Genomic DNA, 17902 nt, shown 5'->3' on the forward strand with positions numbered 1-17902 from the left:
TTTAAGCTAAAAGTGTCAACACACCCTAAAACTCTTGGCTCGTTGGGCGTAAAACAATTTCATTAATATCTACATCCGCAGGCTGTTCAATTGCATAAGCAATTGCTCGAGCGACTGAGTCAGCTGGTATAGCTTGTTTGTAGAAATCAGTAACAAACTCTGAACTTTCTTTATGAGAAGAACCAAATTTTAGTTCTGACTCAACTGCACCAGGCTCAATAGTAGTCGTTCTAATTGTTCCCCCAACTTCATGACGAAGTCCTTCAGAGATGGCTCTTACAGCAAACTTAGTACCGCTATAAACAGTACCTCCTGGACTAAATACTTTTATCCCTGCAACAGATGCGAGATTAATAAAGTGTCCAAAGTTTTGTTTTTGGAAAACAGGTAGAGTAGCTGCTATACCATAAAGAACACCTTTAATATTAATGTCGATCATACGATCCCATTCATCAACTTTTAGCTCACTTAATGGTGCAATAGACATTAATCCAGCATTGTTTACCAATACATCGATTTGACCAAATGCGCTTAATGCCTTTTCAATAAGTGCTTGTACTTCATGTGGTTTGGTTATATCCATACCAATAAATTCAGCTTGACCACCTTCAGTACGAATGTCGTGAACAATAGCCTCTAATTTTTCAGTACGTCTAGCACCAAGTACAACCTTTGCACCTTTTTTAGCAAGTAAGCGAGCAGTAGCTTCACCTAAACCACTACTTGCACCTGTGATAACAATAACTTTATTTTCTATATTATTCATACAAGTGCCCTTCAACCTATCTGTCAATCATATTTGATGGATTAAGTATTACAGCCTTGTTAGGTATAATAAATGAATAATATTATCTTTCAGAATTCCTATTTACGGAATAATTACCAGACCACAGGATTGGACATGCAGAACAAATTGGAAATGATGCGTATCTTTTGTGTCGCAGCAGAGTCTCGAAATTTTAAAGAGGCAGCAACTCATCTGGGTATTTCCCCACAGGCAGTGACACGGGCAATAAAAGAGCTAGAAGAGCAGCGCGGAGAGATTCTGTTTTACAGGAGTACTCGACAAATTAAAATTACCGCTGATGGTGAGCGTCTGGCAAAGCAAGCACGTTTTGCGGTGGGATCGATCGATGCTTTGTTTGTAAAAGACACCAAGGAAAAACGAGATGAAATGCGTGGGACTGTGCGTCTTACTGTGTCGTCTGTGTTAGGGCGCAAATTGGTAGTACCTGCACTAGCAGAATTTGCCACACGTTATCCAGATATTGTCGTGGATTGTGTGCTAACAGATTCACACTCGGATGTGATCGATGAGCGGATAGATATCGGGATCAGATTTGGATTTTTGCCGGACAATCGATATGTGGCAAGGGAATTGGCGAAAGTGAACTTTTATTCTGTGGGTACGCCAGAGTTAATTGATAAGGTTGGAATGCCCAAAAAAATTATTGACCTAGATAAATACCCTCTAACAGCATTAGTCGATCATAAAACAGGACGTTACTGGCCATGGACATTCACCGAAAGTCGAAGCTTTACGCCATCAAAGCCCCGTTTTATTACAGATGATCTAGAAGCTGAATTTCAAGCGATTCTCGCTGGAGTTGGATTCGGACACATGCCTGGATTTCTAGTTTTGCCGTGGCTTAGGAGTGGTAAGCTTATTCAGATACTTCATGAGGAAACCTCTCCTGTTTGGCGCCTGTATTTATATCGTCCACAGCGGGGCCCGACACCTTTGCGAATCCGAGCATTGTTTGATTACTTAGTGGAAGTGCTGGGCCATATAGAAACCTGAATCAGAAGGAACTAACCTTTTTTCTAGAAAGTAGAAATCAGATAAGACCATCATGTATTTAGAGTAACTACAATTTTTCCTATTTGCTGATTTGATTCAAGATAGCGCTGAGCGTCATGCATGTCCTCAAAGTTAAAGCAACAGTCGATCACTGGACGAAGATATCCTGCACCTATACTGCTAAGAATAAATCGTCTGGCTTGCTCCCTTAGAACAGGGTCATGCAGAACCTCAAGGAACAAAAAACCTCGCATAGTTAAGCTCTTGCGTAATGCAATTTTTAGGGGGAATGGTGTGATCTCCGGGCTAAGTGCACCATGCATAACCATCGTTCCTCCCACAGACATCGCTTTTGCAATCTGTTCAATATGTGGCCCTCCTACAGCATCGAAGGCGACATCAAGATATTCTCCACCCAAACGTGAAACAAGCGCCTCATACAAATCTGGTTCATCTTCACTGGCTATAACATTTTTAACACCGAGATCCAGTAAACGTTGCTTTTTCTCTATCGTCTGTGTACTTGCAATGACCTTAGCACCCGCTGCTTCAGCGATCTGTATCGCAGCTAGTCCTACGCTACTTGAAGCTGCTGTGATCAAGATCGTTTTGCCTTTCGAAACTCCACCAGCATGGATTACACCACCCCAAGCCGTCAAATACTGCATCCAGATTGAAGAAGCTTCTTCCCAGCTTAAACTATCGGGTTTGTGAACTAAAAAAGTTTCTGGAATCAGAAGCTTGTCCGTATATGTCCCATATTTGGCTAGATTGTCAGTCGGAAGAATCGATACTGCATCTCCTGGAGAAAATTGGCGTACACCTTCACCTATTGCCAGAACTATGCCTGCTCCCTCATATCCCAGACGAGAAGGGAATACTGCCTTTTGAATATAAGTACCACGCCGAAACATTACATCAGCCCGGTTGAGTCCGATCGTTTTCATCTGGATTAGAACTTCTCCTGCTGCTGGTAAAGCAACAGGAAGTGTTTCTAATGTCAGAACATCTGTATCTCCAATACTATTGAAGCGCCAAGTCTTGGCCTGAAGTGCGTTAAATGACATCAATCACTACCTTAATATTGGCAGAGCGATCTTGAACAGCATCATGAGCCTCAATCGCTTGGTCTAGAGTAAAATGACGAGGATCAACAATAGGACGCAGTTTACCTTCCTCAACGAGACGAGTCGCGATCTTAAGGATATCACCATGATGAGAACGGCGATTGCCTGTTAACATCGGCATTAGGACGAATACGCCAGACACTGTGGCACACCGTAGAGATGAACTCGCTAAATTATGATTACCAAATGCAGCACAGCTGGTAATGTGGCCATAGTGAGTTGTCATGGAAAGTGAAGCTTCGAGTACTGGACCACCCACAGTGTCGTAAACAATGTTAAAACCTTGACCCTCAGGGCTTGCAGCAATAATGTCATCGGAAGATGCTGTTGTGTAATCGAGAGGTGTTGCACCGAGTTCTGAAATCAGTGATTGATCAGCTGTACGACCAGTCGCCCAAACATTTGCATCAAGTGCTTTTGCAAGCTGAACCACCATATAACCAACGCCACCAGCACCACCTTGAACCAGTACAGTTTGCCCTGGTTGGACCTTCGCATTATCCACTAAACCTTCCCAAGCGGTGAGGAACGTCAATGGTAGTACTGCTGCCTCGCGCATAGAGATATTCCGTGGCTTTAATGCGATCAGATCAGCATCTGCTACAACATATTCTGCTAAAGATCCTTGAAGATTACAAACGCCACCAATCAGACCGTAAACTTCATCTCCGACGTTGAAGTGAGTGACACCTTCACCAATAGCAGTTACAACCCCAGCCATATCTGTTCCCAACACGGCAGGAAGCTCTGGCATAGCATATGGTGCTTCACCAAGACGAATTTTATAATCAATAGGGTTTACACCACTGGCATGAATACGTACTAGAACTTGCCCAGCCTCTGGTTGAGGTATAGGGAGTTCTACACGTGTAAATTCATGAGCACCAAAATTTTCTAGGATAAGAGCATTCATCATCTTATTCATAGTTGTTCCTTATTCTTAACTGGGGGATGATATGCACAGTACCAAAGTAAATTAATCCAATAAATGATATTTATAGGATTTAATAATTCCTAAATAATGAATAATAAATATCATCCGCTCACTAAAAATATTCTAGTACAGTCTGTAAAGGCAGTTTAATCTAAACTGTCGGTAGTATTTTCAAGGCTTGAAACGTTCAAAATATCTACAAAGTGGCTAAAATTTGAAACATAATTCTAAAAGGTCACAGCATTACAAAGAACATGAGCCAAAATAAAAAATGGCAGCTAAAAGTCCCATTTTTTTGTGACCTTCGCATAAGCTCTACGACGTTAATTTAAAAAAACTAAAAACAGGGATAGAAAATTTTCGCTAAAGACCTTTTTGATTTTTCGATTTATAAAAATTATTGCTTTTTTTATACTATGGGGTACTATAGTATAAATGCTAGCAAATAAGGAGGTCTGATGCCTAATCAGGTTGAAGACAAAAAAAAGATTCTTCTACGCGTCAGAAAGATCAAAGGTCAGACGCAAGCGATTGAAAAAGCGTTAGAAGACAATGTGGAATGTGGTGCAATTCTGCAACAAATATGCTCTGTGCGTGGTGCTATTAATGGTTTAATGAATGAGATGTTAGAGGTTCATTTAAAAGACACTTTAGTATCAGGTGAAACCACAGAACAACAACGAAAAGAAGAATTGGCTGAAATCGCCAAGATTCTAAAATCATATTTAAAATAGATCTGTATAAGGAATTATTCCATGAAGTCACGTGCTGCCGTTGCGTTTGGTCCTGGTCAACCTCTTCAAATTGTTGAGGTTGATGTTGCACCACCGAAGAAAGGTGAAGTATTAATCAAGATCTCCCATACCGGTGTGTGTCATACAGACGCATTTACTTTATCTGGCGATGATCCTGAAGGTGTTTTTCCGGCTATTCTCGGGCATGAAGGTGCTGGTGTCGTAGTTGAGGTTGGTGAAGGCGTGACTAGCGTCAAACCAGGTGATCATGTAATTCCACTTTACACCGCTGAATGTGGCGAGTGCGTATTCTGTAAATCTGGAAAATCGAACTTGTGTATTTCCGTTCGCGAAACTCAAGGTAGAGGCGTAATGCCAGATGGCACAACTCGTTTTTCCTATAATGGTCAACCGATTTACCACTATATGGGCTGCTCAACGTTCAGTGAATACACGGTAGTGGCAGAAGTATCATTGGCTAAAATCAATCCTGAAGCCAATCACGAACATGTCTGCTTACTAGGTTGTGGTGTCACAACGGGTATCGGTGCAGTACACAACACCGCTAAAGTACAAGAAGGTGATAGTGTTGCGGTCTTTGGTTTAGGTGGTATTGGTCTAGCAGTCGTACAAGCCGCACGTCAAGCTAAAGCAGGACGTATTATTGTGGTTGACATGAATCCAGATAAATTTGCGCTGGCAAAAGAGTTTGGTGCAACGGACTTCTTGAACCCTAAAGACTACGATAAACCGATCCAGCAAGTAATTGTCGAAATGACTGGCTGGGGTGTAGATCATTCATTTGAATGTATTGGCAACGTGAATGTAATGCGTGCAGCCCTTGAAAGTGCACACCGTGGCTGGGGACAATCCGTAATTATTGGTGTAGCTGGCGCAGGTCAAGAAATCTCTACCCGTCCATTCCAACTAGTTACTGGTCGTAAATGGTTAGGTTCTGCTTTTGGTGGCGTAAAAGGTCGCACGCAACTTCCAGGAATGGTTGAAGATGCCATGAAAGGTAAAATTCAATTAGAACCATTTGTGACACATACGATGGGCTTGGATCAGATCAATGAAGCCTTTGATCTAATGCATGAAGGTAAGTCAATTCGTACTGTAATTCATTACGAATAATTCCGTCAGACCTTATACTTTTCCATGCATGTGCATCATGAATGATATGCATGGAATCCTCTAAAACGGCACATCATCTGTAAAACAGATCTATCTGTGTAGGCATCATGTATAGGTTCAATAAACCTGCCTACATTTTAAATCTTTATCACTATTCTCTGTGGAGAATGTCAGACTCTTTGTTTACTTGATTTCTCATGAAGTCTTGCTCAACATAGGTAATTGATTATGGAAATAATTGAGAAACATGCTTCTTTTGGTGGATCGCAAGAAGTGTATCGCCATCAGTCAATAGCATTAAACTGTTCAATGAAATTCTCAATATATCTGCCACCTCATGATAAAGATGAGCGGTTGCCAGTTTTATATTGGTTATCAGGACTGACTTGCAACGAACAGAACTTTATTACTAAAGCCGGAGCACAAAAGTATGCGGCTGAACATAAAGTCATTATTGTTGCACCAGATACCAGCCCACGTGGAGAGGATGTACCAGATCATGCAGATTATGATTTAGGCCAAGGCGCAGGATTCTATGTGAATGCAACACAAGCACCCTGGTCACAGCATTTCAAAATGTATGATTATATTGTGGAAGAGCTCAGAAATCTGATTGACCTGAATTTTCCGACCAATCAAGTCCAAAGCATTATGGGGCATAGCATGGGTGGTCATGGTGCATTAGTAATTGGGTTAAAAAATTCTGAGCTGTATAAAAGTATTTCTGCTTTTGCACCAATTGTTGCACCTAGCCAAGTACCTTGGGGGAAAAAGGCTTTTACACACTACTTAGGTGAAACCGAAACTTTATGGAAAAGCTATGATGCGATTGAATTAATCAAAAACGCTGAAGTTCATTTACCTATTTTAGTCGATCAGGGAACAGCTGATGATTTTCTTGAAGAACAGTTAAGGCCTAAGCTTCTTAGTGATATTTGTTTGGAACAAGAATATCCTCTTACACTTAACCTAAGAGAAGGGTATGACCATAGCTATTACTTCATTGCGAGCTTTATAGAGAAACATCTAGAGTTTCACAGCAAATTCCTAGCTAAATAACTTTCATAGATATGAGGATGTACACTATTGTTCTTGAATGCTTCTTGAGCAATATAATTTCCAGATGAAGAGGTCAGCTTATAAATCTAAGGTAGAGTCAATTGATCCTTATATAACTAAGATTGAATTTAATCATCTCATATCTTAATTTTTTGATTCAAATGTTAATGATATTAACTTGAATAAATTCATAGCATTATGTCGAAATAAAAAAATCAGATTTTGGCTCAGCTATGGGAATTTTTTTTAACTTTTATACAACAAAACTTTCTGACATGCATCCATTAGCAATGTAAGAATCGTTTTAATTCTAATCAATTGTGGAGTTTTAGTCATGCTTAAAACAGCTTTATATGTCCGCCTTGAAGCTAAACCGGGTAAAGAAGACGAAGTGGAAGCTTTCCTTAAAGCCGGTTTACCTATTGTAATGGAAGAACCTGCGACAGTTGCGTGGTTTGGCCTACGTCTTGGACCTACAACATTTGGTATTTTCGATGCATTTCCTGATGAGGCGGGTCGCCAAGCACATCTATCTGGCAAGGTTGCAGCTGCGTTGATGGCTCAGGCCGAAGAGCTATTTTCAGAGCCACCGTCTATTGAAAAAGTAGATGTTTTGGCGAGTAAACTACCAGCTTAAACCGACGCTTAAATGTATGAGTGTGCTGCCTGAAATTTTGAATGAAAGGCAGCACTTTAACCCTGTGAGGTTTGTCAGAGGCTTTTTATTCAAGTTGGGCTACTTTATTTAATGGCTTAATTTCATCATTTACATGGGTCAATATCAAAACAGGGTAAATAAACGAATGCACCCATTTACATGCTTTATATTGAACCAATATATTTAATTTACTGTCGCATTTGTACATCTGCTAAACCGTGCCAATCTGCTTTAAATATTCAATCACCACTGTTTTGTATAAGCCATTCACTGTTTTAGCCAATGCGTTCATGACCATGTCAGTAGTCATGCGTGTTGATACCTTTCATCCAACAATCGCTCGTGAAAATACATCAATAATAAAAGCGGTATAGAACAAGCCTAGATTTTTTTAACCATCACTAAAGTTGCAAGCTGAAATAATTTTTATAAAAATAGACGACTGGTCTATTTTTATGTATAGTCACCACATGGTGTAGGCAAAAGCCGCAGTGTTGTCCAATTTTTTAAAGTTTATTTGATGAATAACGGTGGTTTTTCAAATCAATTAGTTGATCATCCTAGGATAAAAATATGCTGAATTTTAACTTTTATAATCCGACCCGCATTATTTTTGGTGGCGATACAATAGCTAAAATCAATGACTATGTGCCTACAGAAGCAAAAGTATTAATGTTGTTTGGTGGTGAAAGTGCACGTAAGAATGGTACTTTAGCTGAGGTGCGTGAAGCATTAGGTGCAAGAGAAATTCATGAATTTGGCGGAATTGAGCCGAATCCGAGTTATGAAACCCTCATGAAAGCCGTAGAGCTGATTCGAGAACAAAAGATAGATTTCTTGATGGCTGTCGGTGGTGGATCGGTAATTGATGGTACTAAATTTATTGCAGCAGCAGTCAATTATACAGGGGATACATGGGAGATTTTAGAAACCCATGGTACTAAAATTACTCAAGCTTTGCCTTTTGCGAGTGTACTCACCCTTCCGGCAACTGGTTCAGAAATGAATAGCGGTGGGGTAGTCACCAGAAAATCGACCCAAGCCAAATTGTCATTTAGCAGTCCTTATGTTTTTCCGCAATTTTCCGTACTTGATCCGAATAAAACTTTTAGCTTGCCGACACGCCAGTTAGCTAATGGCGTGGTCGATGCATTTATTCATGTCATGGAACAATACTTAACTTACCCTGTGAATGCACAAGTACAAGATCGTTTTGCCGAAGGTCTATTGCAAACTCTGATTGAGATTGGACCAAAAATATTTGAAAATTCAGTAGATTATGACATGCGTGCGAATTTGATGTGGTCTGCTAGCATGGCACTGAATGGGCTAATTGGAGCTGGGGTACCACAAGATTGGTCAACCCATTTGATTGGACATGAGCTCACGGCTTTATATGGTATTGATCATGCTCGTACCTTGGCCATTGTGTTGCCGGCCAATCTACATGTACGTCGTCAAGAGAAGCGAGAAAAATTACTACAGTATGCAGCTCGTGTCTGGCAGATTGTCGAAGGTGATGAAGAACAACGTATTGATACTGCTATTGCTCGTACTCGAGCCTTCTTTGAGCAACTTGGATTGCCGACTCGTCTTAGCGATTATGGACTGGGGGAGACAGATATTGAGATCATCATTACGCAACTTAAATCACATAATCTTACACAGCTAGGCGAACATAAAAATGTTTCATTAGAGATCAGTCGCCAAATTCTCGAGATGAGCATCTAAGCTAAATGCGCGTATCTGGCATGCTCTGACCCTGTAACAATGCTCCTCAATCATGAAAATTATCGGAGAAATAACATGAAAATTTTAATCGTTTTAACCTCACATGATCAACTTGGCAATACTGGTAAGAAAACAGGTTTCTGGCTAGAGGAACTTGCTGCACCGTATTACACCTTTATTGACTCTGGTGCTGAAGTTACGCTGGCGTCGCCTCAAGGTGGGCAGCCACCACTAGATCCTAAAAGTAATTTAGCCGATGCGCAAACTGAAACCACTCATCGTTTTGAAGCAGATCCAACTGCAATGCAAGCATTGGCCCAGACGCATAAACTTAGCGAAATTTCTGTAGCTGATTATGATGCAGTGTTTTATCCAGGCGGGCATGGCCCGTTGTGGGATTTAGCAGAAGATCCGATTTCAATTTCTCTGATTGAACAGGCGATTCAGTCTGGCAAACCTGTTGCAGCAGTGTGTCATGCCCCGGGTGTTCTTCGTCATGTGAAAGCGAGTAATGGAGCGCCTTTAGTTAGCGGTAAATTAGTGACTGGTTTCACCAATACTGAGGAGGCCGCTGTAGGTTTGACTGAAATTGTACCATTTTTAGTCGAAGACATGCTTAAAGAAAACGGTGGTCATTATTCTAAAGTGGATGATTGGCAAGTATATGTTCAAGTAGATGGCTTGCTGGTTACTGGACAAAATCCAGCCTCTTCTGCTGCAACCGCTACAGCATTACTTCAATTGTTGAAATAAAGAGTAGCTAGTGTCTGTTGTGGTGCTTAGCAGTGAATAAAACTTCTGACTTTGAGCAACTGGCTCAATAAGCAAAATAACCCTCATTTAATGGTAAGAGCCGCATTTGGACGCCCATTTATTGCGAATCCAGATTTACCCGATCGCATCGCTAATGGCTGGCCATTGAATGCAGTAGATGCAAGCACTATGTATGGTGGGACGGAAAAAGGCTATATTGATTATCCAGCTTACGCAGATTAATCTCGACTAAGTGAGTTATTTTGCCAACCTTTGTGGTTGGCAATATAAGGGCTTAGGATTGCTGTTGCCAGCACAATTTCTTGTTAAAACAAATTCTTAAAATTTTTTAGCTGTGTAATGAGCCGACCTGCCAGTGGGAAAGAAATCAGTTGCGTTACTGGCACTAAAACTATGACTTCAATCAACACCATCATCGGGAAACTTTGATGCTGAGTAATTGGCTTTAATAACGTGAGTACTAGTAATAGTGTGGGATATAAGCCTAAATATCCGACTAAAATACGAGTCATGAGGGCTTTAGAAGGAGAATTCATTGCGCGCTATACTCATTGATTGTAAATCGATCTAATAGCAATACATGAATAAGTAATCATTGGGTTGCTATCATAAACCATTAATTATGTTATTGATATTTAATTTATTTTTTATGAATCTTCACTTTTTAATAGAAATTTAGTTGCTCTCAGAGCTTGATGTAATGGCGTTTTATCTTTTTGCAACTTACTCAGTAATGCTGCACCTAACCACATTTGGTAAAGTACTTGTGCCAACGTCGAGGACTCAGTATCTGCTTGGATAGACTGATCCTGTTTTCCTAAATCAATTAAAGCAGCAATCCGTTGGATTACATCATCGACGCCAGCGGACATAATGGAGCGCATATCTTCAGATAGATCGGCAACTTCTGCGGCAAGTTTCACAATTAAACAGCTATCCGCCCAACCACACTGTGTTTCAGGATCTTCTATCCATAAATTAAAATACTCAATCAGCTTTTGATAAGGGGATTTATCACTACGCCATACATCATTTAAACGGACTTGGTAATTATCCACATAATGTTGTACCAATTCACATCCGAAAGCTTCCTTGGATTGGAAATAATGATAAAACGAGCCTTTAGGGATCTCACAGCTCTGTAAAATTTCCTGTAATCCTACACCAGTAAAACCTTTATGCAAAATCAGGTCTGAACTGGTATTAAGAATGTGTAAGCGCTTCGCTTCAGACTTTTTAATAGGAGTAGGCTTCATATCAATTATTTACTCTATTGTAAAAAATAGACCAGTCGTATTGCTTTTTAGTATAACTCATCTACAATGGATGTAAAGAAATTTTAATCATAATTTTTGATTGTAAATAGAAATACTTTTAAATAAAACATGGAGTTATATGTGTGAAAACAGTTATTAATCAACGTATCGTTTTAGCTCAACGGCCAGTCGGTGAGCCAAAACACAGCGATTTTCGTATTGAGCAAGTTGAGCTCAATGAACTTAAACAAGGCGAGATATTGTTAAAAACCATTTACTTGTCACTCGATCCTTATATGCGTGGTCGCATGAGTGATGCTCCTTCATATGCAGCACCGGTTGAAATTGGCGAAGTGATGGTCGGTGGAACAGTCAGTCAAGTAGTGGCCTCTAAAAACCCAAAATTCAAAGAAGGCGAGTGGGTTCTATCAGGAAATGGCTGGCAGGGCTACGCAATTTCTAATGGGACTGCATGTCAAAGCTTAGGTATGCAACCTGAACATCCATCTTGGGCATTGGGTATTTTGGGAATGCCAGGATTTACTGCTTATATGGGGCTGTTGGACATTGGTCAGCCTAAAGCCGGTGAAACTTTAGTCGTTGCAGCTGCAACGGGACCTGTTGGTGCTACGGTTGGACAGATTGGCAAAATTAAAGGTTGTCGCGTGGTTGGCGTCGCAGGTGGGCCTGAAAAATGTCGTTATGCAGTAGAAGAGCTCGGCTTCGATGCTTGTATCAATCATCATGATGAAAATTTTGCAGAACAATTAGAACAAGCAGTTCCCAACGGTATTGATATTTATTATGAGAATGTAGGAGGTAAAGTGTTTGATGCGGTATGGCCATTGCTTAACTCTGCGGCACGTGTACCGGTGTGTGGTGTGGTTTCCCAGTATAACGCTACCGAGCAAGCACAAGGGCCAGACCGTTTACCGGGCTTTATTTCCACCCTTTTAAAAAAGCGTATTCGCATGCAAGGCTTTATTATTTTTGATGATTATGGCAGTCAGTATCCGGAATTCTCTCAGCAAATGTCTGAATGGTTGAAAGACGGAAAAATCAAATATAAAGAGCATATGGTGCAAGGTTTAGATAACACGATCAATGCTTTCAATGGTATGTTGAAAGGCAAAAACTTTGGCAAAGTCGTTGTAAAAATTTAAAAAAATAGGAATTATCATGATTACACTACATCATTTAGATCAATCACGTTCTTTTCGCATTTTGTGGTTACTTGAAGAAATCAAGCAGCCTTATGAGCTGAAACGCTATTATCGTGACTCAAGCACGCATTTGGCCCCTGACTCTTTAAAAACCATCCATCTTTTAGGGAAATCTCCAGTATTGGAATGGGATGGCAAGGTTATTGCAGAGTCAGGCGCAATCGTTGAGTTATTAATTCAGAAACTTGCGCCGCATTTAGCACCAGATATGGATGAACCTACTTATGTCGATTATCTACAGTGGATTCATTTCTCAGAAAGCTCTGCCATGCTGCCATTTTTGTTAAAAACGTTTAATGCGCTAGAAACCAAGCAGGGTACGAAGTTGGTATTTCTAGAAAATTATACTCAAGTTGAGTTCGATAAAGTATTTAGCTATTTAAATGAATATTTAAAAGATAAAGAATTTCTAGTGGCAGACCGTTTAACCGGTGCTGACTTTATGATGGGCTTTGGACTACATGCTTTAGTTTATCATATGGGACAAGGTGAAAATTATCCGCATATCCAATGTTATGTAGCAGGTTTAAGCCAACTACCTAGCTGGCAAGCCGCAGTACAAATTGAACAAAATGGTGTGAAAAGTCAAAAATAGCAAGATTGTTTTTTTAAGGCAATTGAGAAAAAGAATCATGATTGACAAGTACATCTGGTTATAAAATAAGCTGACACTTAGTTAAAGTAAACGCCTAATGAATTTCATCGGGCGTTCTTTATTTTAAAGATAAGGAATTACCATTATTTAAGACAAGTTTCGCCTATTCTTTCACTGCAAATTCCTATCAAAAGGGCTTGAATATCACGACGGTTACCTTGAAAGATATAATCAACTTTTGAAAGAAAAGTGACTAACGCACAGCAAGATTAAATTATTCCTCGGGGGATTAAACAAGTGATCTACATCATTTTACTAACATAAACACATATACGTAAAAATCACGCCCCAGTTTAACTGGCAATAGTTTTTGAACCCTTGTATAAAAGCTTAAACGAATCTAGCAAGTCTTTATTTAATGTCAATACTCATCCAGTATTGAGGTTTTTTATCTTTTCTTGCCTGTGATCTAGGTTGTAATACTCTAATTTCATACTCACCTGAAGCAGGTAAAATATAAAGACCATTATTATCAAGCTCTGGAGAATATTCTCCAAGATTGCAATATCAATATGCTTTTGTCTTCTACAAAGCGTGGTGTACGAATATCACTGATATTCGGGGCTGCTCATCCGCAAAGTTTAATCATACTTTGCACAAAGCCTGTGACCATACGTAAAGACAGACGGAATAAGGATTTAATCATTAAGCAGCATTGGATGGCTGCGTCGGAGTAGATTTGATTTCGTCCTAGTTTGCCTTTTGATGGAGCATACCATTGCGTAGCAGGATCAAACCAAATGGCAATATTTCCGCGACTCATGAGTGCTCGGTTATATGCGGACCAATTGGTTGTGCGGTAAATTTTATGTGTATGCTTCTTCATTTGAAAATTATATTGCTGAAAAAGCCCTTAAGAACATCTTTGTGCAACAAAGCCGTTCGAGATTGTTATGATCTTTTTTGACGGAAAACAAATTTTCCCTGATCAAGCAAATAACTTTAAAATTTTCTTAATGAGCAAGATGGCCAATACTTATTAGAAGAAAAATCTTTTGTTTATGATGCTGAAAATGATCAATTTCTAGAATTTGATATACAGGCATTTTATTCCCTTTCGTCTGCAATTCCAGACTAGCAAGACCCGCCTTTTAAAGGCAGTTTTCCTATGTAATAACATGATAAATCAGAATTAGGATTGTAAATTTTTCACCCACCGAATTTTTTGTGCCAGCTGTTATAATGCGCCAAATTGCTGCCAAGTCTCATCATTATGTAAAGAGTCATAATAATTTTGCAGTTCTACTAAATCATAATATTGAATATAAGCTAATAGTAATAGGCCGAGGATCAGTCCAACTTTAAGACAACTAAGTCTATTTGGCTTTCTATATAAATTATCTATTCCAAAGGCAGTTAAAATTAAAACAGGAACCAATACAATTGTTTTTAAATGGTTTAGAAAGTGAATTCCATGTGTATACAATAACCCAATAATAAGCAAAACTAACCCTAAACTGGTGTAAATACGGTCATGCAGAGAAGTGCGTAACGCGAAATTACATTGAAAAGCTAAAATAAAAGTTGCAAATAAATAAAAACCAGTCCCACCAATAATGAACGTATAAATTGCATTGAATAGGCAATAAGCCAACAGCACTGATAGTACGAAAGAATAGAGTTTGGTATAGAGAATATGTGAAAAGGGGAAAATCTGTTTCATAATTTGCTCTATTGAAAACTCACATCATATTAAAAGAGGATTTGAAGCTTAACATGTTATTCACTTTTTGCCACTGTGGCATGTTTTTTTTAGTGTTGGAGATGGCTTAAATAAATGTCGCGTACGAGTAGAGCTTAGACCACAGATTATTAAACACAGCGTCCCTCCAATAAGTACTGCTGGCACCACAGAAAAATAGCGCGTCATCAAGCTCATGTGTATGGCACCGAGCTGATTGCCTGAAGTGACTAATATGCCATTTAAAGCCGCTACACGCCCTAATAGTGCTTTTGGGGGGAGTTGCTGTAATAAAGTTTGTCGAATGACCATGCTGATGCTATCAAAGGCACCGATTAAAACAAGGAAGAAGACTGAGAGCCAAACATGAGAGGATAGTGCAAAGGCTAAAGTACACAAAGCAATTGCAAAACTACTATAGAGCATATTTCTCCATGCATTTTGCATCGGAGAATAACAGGTCAACATCAACATCATGATACAGGCGCCAATAGCTGGTGCAGCTCTGAGTATACCTAAGCCTTCAACACCAAGATGCAGGATATCGTGTGCAAAAATAGGCAGTAAGATAATGACACTACAAAAAAGCATGGCGCCGAGATCCAGCAACATACTCCAAAACATTAGTGGATGTTTAAAAATAAACAAATAGGCTTCTTTCAAACTTTTGCTTAAATGCTGTTTATGGGGGCTAGGGAATTGACGAGGACTTAATCCGAATAAGCAGATGCTACCCACGCAACACAAGAAAAAAACAATAAAGAGGGTTTTTTCAAGCCCAAGTTGGCCGAGTAAAAGTCCTGCGCATAAAGGCGCTAAAATGCCGCCTATTTGCCAAATGAGCGCGGTCCATGTGGCTGCATTGCTATAGACTGACTCGGGGGTTAGAAAAGGGCGTAATGAATTAAATGATGGGCTGTAGATGCCTCTAAGTATGCCTAAGCAAAAGATGAGGCTATAAATGCCGCATAAAAGTGTATTTTGTTGAATGTGCTGTTGTTGGTACTGAGAAAAAAGAACAATAAATAATAATGGAATTAAAGTGCTACAGCTAAAACTCCACTGCACAATTTTTTGTCGGTTATAGCGATCAGCCCAGTCGCCACTGATCAGGGAGAGGAGAATAAAGGGGAGTAACTCAATTAAGGCAATCATGCCAAGGCTGAGTGGATTTTGAGTGAGTTGATAGATACTATAGGCAATGACGACTTCTTGAATCATGATGGTTAGAATTAAGCACAACTGATTGACACTCAGAAGTGAAAAATCACGTGAACGAAAAGCCAAAAAAGCATCGGAATGGAAAAGCGACATAAACAGAATAGTTTCAAATATGAATTAAAAAAGGATGGCGCAAAGTCCATCCTTTTTAGGGTTTAAAGCAGATTACTGTGCTTTTGCTACCGCAATAGTTTCGTCATTTGCAGCTTTAGCCATAGGTGTATATTTCAAACCAAGGGTTGTGCTGGTGTATTGGCGAACTTGGTCAAGAAGCACAGGATTAGTGCTGAGTTCTTGTTGGTACGATTTTACAATTTCATGTAATTTCGGATTCCATTTACCTGCTACTTGCTGAGGGAATGCTTTTTCAAGCAAGCTCAACATAATATAAGGGGAAGTTGAAGCACCAGGAGACGCACCTAATAGGGCAGTCACAGCACCATCTTGTGATGCAAAAATCTCGGTACCAAATTGCAAGCTTGCAGGTTTGCCTGGTTCTTTCTTAATGATTTGAACACGTTGACCACCTTGATTCATACGCCAGTCTTCTGGTTTTGCATCAGGATAGTATTTTTTCAACTCATTAAAACGGTCTTCATCGGTCATCATGACTTGGCTAACTAAATATTTCACCAAATCAAGATTTTCCATACCTACAGCGGTCATTGGTAAAACGTTGTTTTTAGTGGTTGATTTCAATAAATCAAGCTGAGAACCTTGTTTTAAGAACTTGTTTGAATAAGTTGCAAATGGACCAAACAACACATATTTTTTACCGTCGATATAACGTGTATCAATATGTGGAACAGACATTGGCGGTGCGCCTAATTCAGCACGACCATAAACTTTTGCAGTATGACCTTCAGTGACTTTTGGGTTGTCGGTCATTAAGAACACGCCACCTACAGGGAAGCCAGCATATTGCTTCGCTTCTGGTAAGCCTGTCATTTGTAAAAGTTTAACCGCTGCACCGCCTGCACCAATAAAGACAAATCGCGTTTTCACGTGATCTGTTTTCCCTGTAGTGAGGTCTTTAAATGCAACAGTCCACGTTTTATCATCGTTTTGGCTAATGCCAGTCACTTCAGTCGATGTTTGTAACTGGAAATTAGGTTGTTTTTTAAGGTGATCGACCAATTGAGTGGTGATTGAACCATAGTTCACATCCGAACCTACATCCATGCGTGTTGCAGCTACTTTTTGTGCAGCATCACGGCCATTCATCACCAATGGTGCCCATTGTTTAATTTCAGCAGGATTCTCAGAGAATTTCATGCCATAAAACATTGGGTTTTTAACCATTGCAGCGTAACGTTTTTCGAGGAAATTCACGTTATCACCCCAAACGAAAGCAATGTGCGGTACAGGGTTGATGAAACTATTTGGTCGTCCCAAAACACCTTCTTTGACTTGATAAGACCAGAACTGTTTTGCAACTTCAAATTGTTCAGCCACTTTTACAGCTTTGGTAATGTCCATTTTCCCATCTTTTTCAGAGGTGTAGTTCATTTCCATAAAGCCAGAGTGACCTGTGCCTGCATTATTGAAGCCGTTAGAGCTTTCTTGTGCAACTTTGTCTAGGCGTTCATACATGCGAATTTGCCAGTTTGGCTCAAGTTCACTAAGATATGTGCCTAGGGTTGCACTCATGATGCCACCACCAACTAAGACTGCGTCAACGACAGGCTCATTGCTGGTGTTTTGAATTTTCTTAGACGCGATAGGTCTAAATAAAAAGATTAGTGCTGCAATAATAAGCAGAACGATGAATACCAATAGGTATTTTAAAAATTTGTTCATGCGATTATGACCATGGAGGGCAGGTTTGGATCGCTTTATAGCGAAGACAAGAATAACAATTATGGTGATAGGAACACTTGTAAAGAATTAGCTTAGAGAATTGAAGTAATACTC

Annotated in this window: 16 protein-coding genes and 4 pseudogenes; 10 read left to right on the forward strand and 10 right to left on the reverse strand. The window is 39.7% G+C overall.

Translation table 11 applies throughout. From position 1 onward, the window contains the following. Positions 1-25 precede the first annotated feature (25 nt). Complete coding sequence (locus tag RJ01_RS11930) at positions 26-766, reverse strand: SDR family oxidoreductase (protein WP_004812130.1); 741 nt, start codon at positions 764-766, stop codon at positions 26-28. Positions 767-901: 135 nt separating this feature from the next. On the opposite strand from RJ01_RS11930, the gene RJ01_RS11935 reads away from it, so the two are divergent. Continuing rightward, positions 902-1801: a LysR family transcriptional regulator gene (locus RJ01_RS11935; RefSeq protein WP_004812132.1), complete on the forward strand. Its 900-nt coding sequence runs from the start codon at positions 902-904 to the stop codon at positions 1799-1801. Between the two features lie 50 nt (positions 1802-1851). Here the strand turns inward: RJ01_RS11935 and RJ01_RS11940 are convergent, their stop codons facing one another. After that, positions 1852-2868 (reverse strand): zinc-dependent alcohol dehydrogenase family protein, encoded by a 1017-nt coding sequence (locus RJ01_RS11940; RefSeq protein WP_004812134.1) that lies wholly within the window; start codon positions 2866-2868, stop codon positions 1852-1854. Further along, positions 2858-3853, reverse strand: a complete 996-nt coding sequence (locus RJ01_RS11945; RefSeq protein WP_004812136.1) for a zinc-dependent alcohol dehydrogenase family protein — start codon at positions 3851-3853, stop codon at positions 2858-2860. Before RJ01_RS11945 ends, RJ01_RS11940 begins: the two co-directional genes overlap by 11 nt. Before the next feature lie 467 nt (positions 3854-4320). Here RJ01_RS11945 and RJ01_RS11950 point away from each other — a divergent pair, with 467 nt between their 5' ends. The 4 genes from RJ01_RS11950 (at position 4321) to RJ01_RS11965 (ending at position 7426) form a co-directional block, all read left to right on the forward strand. Continuing rightward, positions 4321-4596 (forward strand): metal/formaldehyde-sensitive transcriptional repressor, encoded by a 276-nt coding sequence (locus RJ01_RS11950; protein WP_001133624.1) that lies wholly within the window; start codon positions 4321-4323, stop codon positions 4594-4596. Positions 4597-4617: 21 nt separating this feature from the next. Then, on the forward strand, positions 4618-5730 hold the full coding sequence (locus tag RJ01_RS11955) for an S-(hydroxymethyl)glutathione dehydrogenase/class III alcohol dehydrogenase (protein ID WP_000842149.1): 1113 nt from the start codon (positions 4618-4620) through the stop codon (positions 5728-5730). A 228-nt stretch (positions 5731-5958) separates the two neighbouring features. After that, complete coding sequence (gene fghA / locus RJ01_RS11960) at positions 5959-6789, forward strand: S-formylglutathione hydrolase (RefSeq protein WP_034171248.1); 831 nt, start codon at positions 5959-5961, stop codon at positions 6787-6789. Between the two features lie 334 nt (positions 6790-7123). Beyond that, positions 7124-7426, forward strand: a complete 303-nt coding sequence (locus RJ01_RS11965; protein ID WP_000920558.1) for a putative quinol monooxygenase — start codon at positions 7124-7126, stop codon at positions 7424-7426. Between the two features lie 85 nt (positions 7427-7511). On the opposite strand, the pseudogene RJ01_RS16855 reads toward RJ01_RS11965, so the two are convergent. Continuing rightward, positions 7512-7829: pseudogene (locus RJ01_RS16855) on the reverse strand (IS3 family transposase); the annotation flags it as partial. Positions 7830-8020: 191 nt separating this feature from the next. Between RJ01_RS16855 and RJ01_RS11970 the strand changes: the two are divergent. The 3 genes and pseudogenes from RJ01_RS11970 to RJ01_RS15865 form a co-directional block, all read left to right on the forward strand. Next, the gene (locus RJ01_RS11970; protein ID WP_034171249.1) at positions 8021-9178 is read left to right on the forward strand and encodes an iron-containing alcohol dehydrogenase; all 1158 of its coding nucleotides are present in this window, start codon (positions 8021-8023) and stop codon (positions 9176-9178) included. Positions 9179-9253: 75 nt separating this feature from the next. Continuing rightward, complete coding sequence (locus RJ01_RS11975; protein ID WP_004761253.1) at positions 9254-9931, forward strand: type 1 glutamine amidotransferase domain-containing protein; 678 nt, start codon at positions 9254-9256, stop codon at positions 9929-9931. Between the two features lie 102 nt (positions 9932-10033). Then, positions 10034-10174: pseudogene (locus RJ01_RS15865) on the forward strand (alkene reductase); the annotation flags it as partial. An 83-nt stretch (positions 10175-10257) separates the two neighbouring features. Here RJ01_RS15865 and RJ01_RS11980 read toward each other — a convergent pair. Together RJ01_RS11980 and RJ01_RS11985 are read right to left on the reverse strand one after the other, a co-directional pair. Beyond that, positions 10258-10488, reverse strand: a complete 231-nt coding sequence (locus RJ01_RS11980) for a hypothetical protein (protein ID WP_034171250.1) — start codon at positions 10486-10488, stop codon at positions 10258-10260. 111 nt (positions 10489-10599) lie between these two features. Further along, on the reverse strand, positions 10600-11208 hold the full coding sequence (locus RJ01_RS11985; protein WP_034171251.1) for a TetR/AcrR family transcriptional regulator: 609 nt from the start codon (positions 11206-11208) through the stop codon (positions 10600-10602). A gap of 143 nt (positions 11209-11351) precedes the next feature. On the opposite strand from RJ01_RS11985, the gene RJ01_RS11990 reads away from it, so the two are divergent. Further along, positions 11352-12371 carry an NADP-dependent oxidoreductase gene (locus RJ01_RS11990; RefSeq protein WP_034171252.1) on the forward strand — a complete coding sequence of 340 codons (1020 nt, stop codon included), beginning with the start codon at positions 11352-11354 and terminating at the stop codon, positions 12369-12371. Between the two features lie 16 nt (positions 12372-12387). Continuing rightward, entirely contained in the window at positions 12388-13026 is a 639-nt protein-coding gene (locus RJ01_RS11995) for a glutathione S-transferase family protein (RefSeq protein WP_034171253.1), read from the forward strand. 557 nt (positions 13027-13583) lie between these two features. Here the strand turns inward: RJ01_RS11995 and RJ01_RS15870 are convergent. From RJ01_RS15870 to mqo, 4 genes and pseudogenes are all read right to left on the reverse strand, one after another. Beyond that, a pseudogene (locus RJ01_RS15870) lies at positions 13584-13912 on the reverse strand (transposase); the annotation flags it as partial. 351 nt (positions 13913-14263) lie between these two features. After that, positions 14264-14749: a hypothetical protein gene (locus RJ01_RS12000; RefSeq protein ID WP_034171254.1), complete on the reverse strand. Its 486-nt coding sequence runs from the start codon at positions 14747-14749 to the stop codon at positions 14264-14266. A 56-nt stretch (positions 14750-14805) separates the two neighbouring features. Next, positions 14806-16081: pseudogene (locus tag RJ01_RS12005) on the reverse strand (MFS transporter). A gap of 72 nt (positions 16082-16153) precedes the next feature. Next, the gene (gene mqo / locus RJ01_RS12010; protein ID WP_034171255.1) at positions 16154-17788 is read right to left on the reverse strand and encodes a malate dehydrogenase (quinone); all 1635 of its coding nucleotides are present in this window, start codon (positions 17786-17788) and stop codon (positions 16154-16156) included. Positions 17789-17902: the final 114 nt, after the last annotated feature.

This window comes from Acinetobacter sp. YZS-X1-1 (genome assembly GCF_000804305.1).
GTDB lineage: Bacteria > Pseudomonadota > Gammaproteobacteria > Pseudomonadales > Moraxellaceae > Acinetobacter > Acinetobacter variabilis.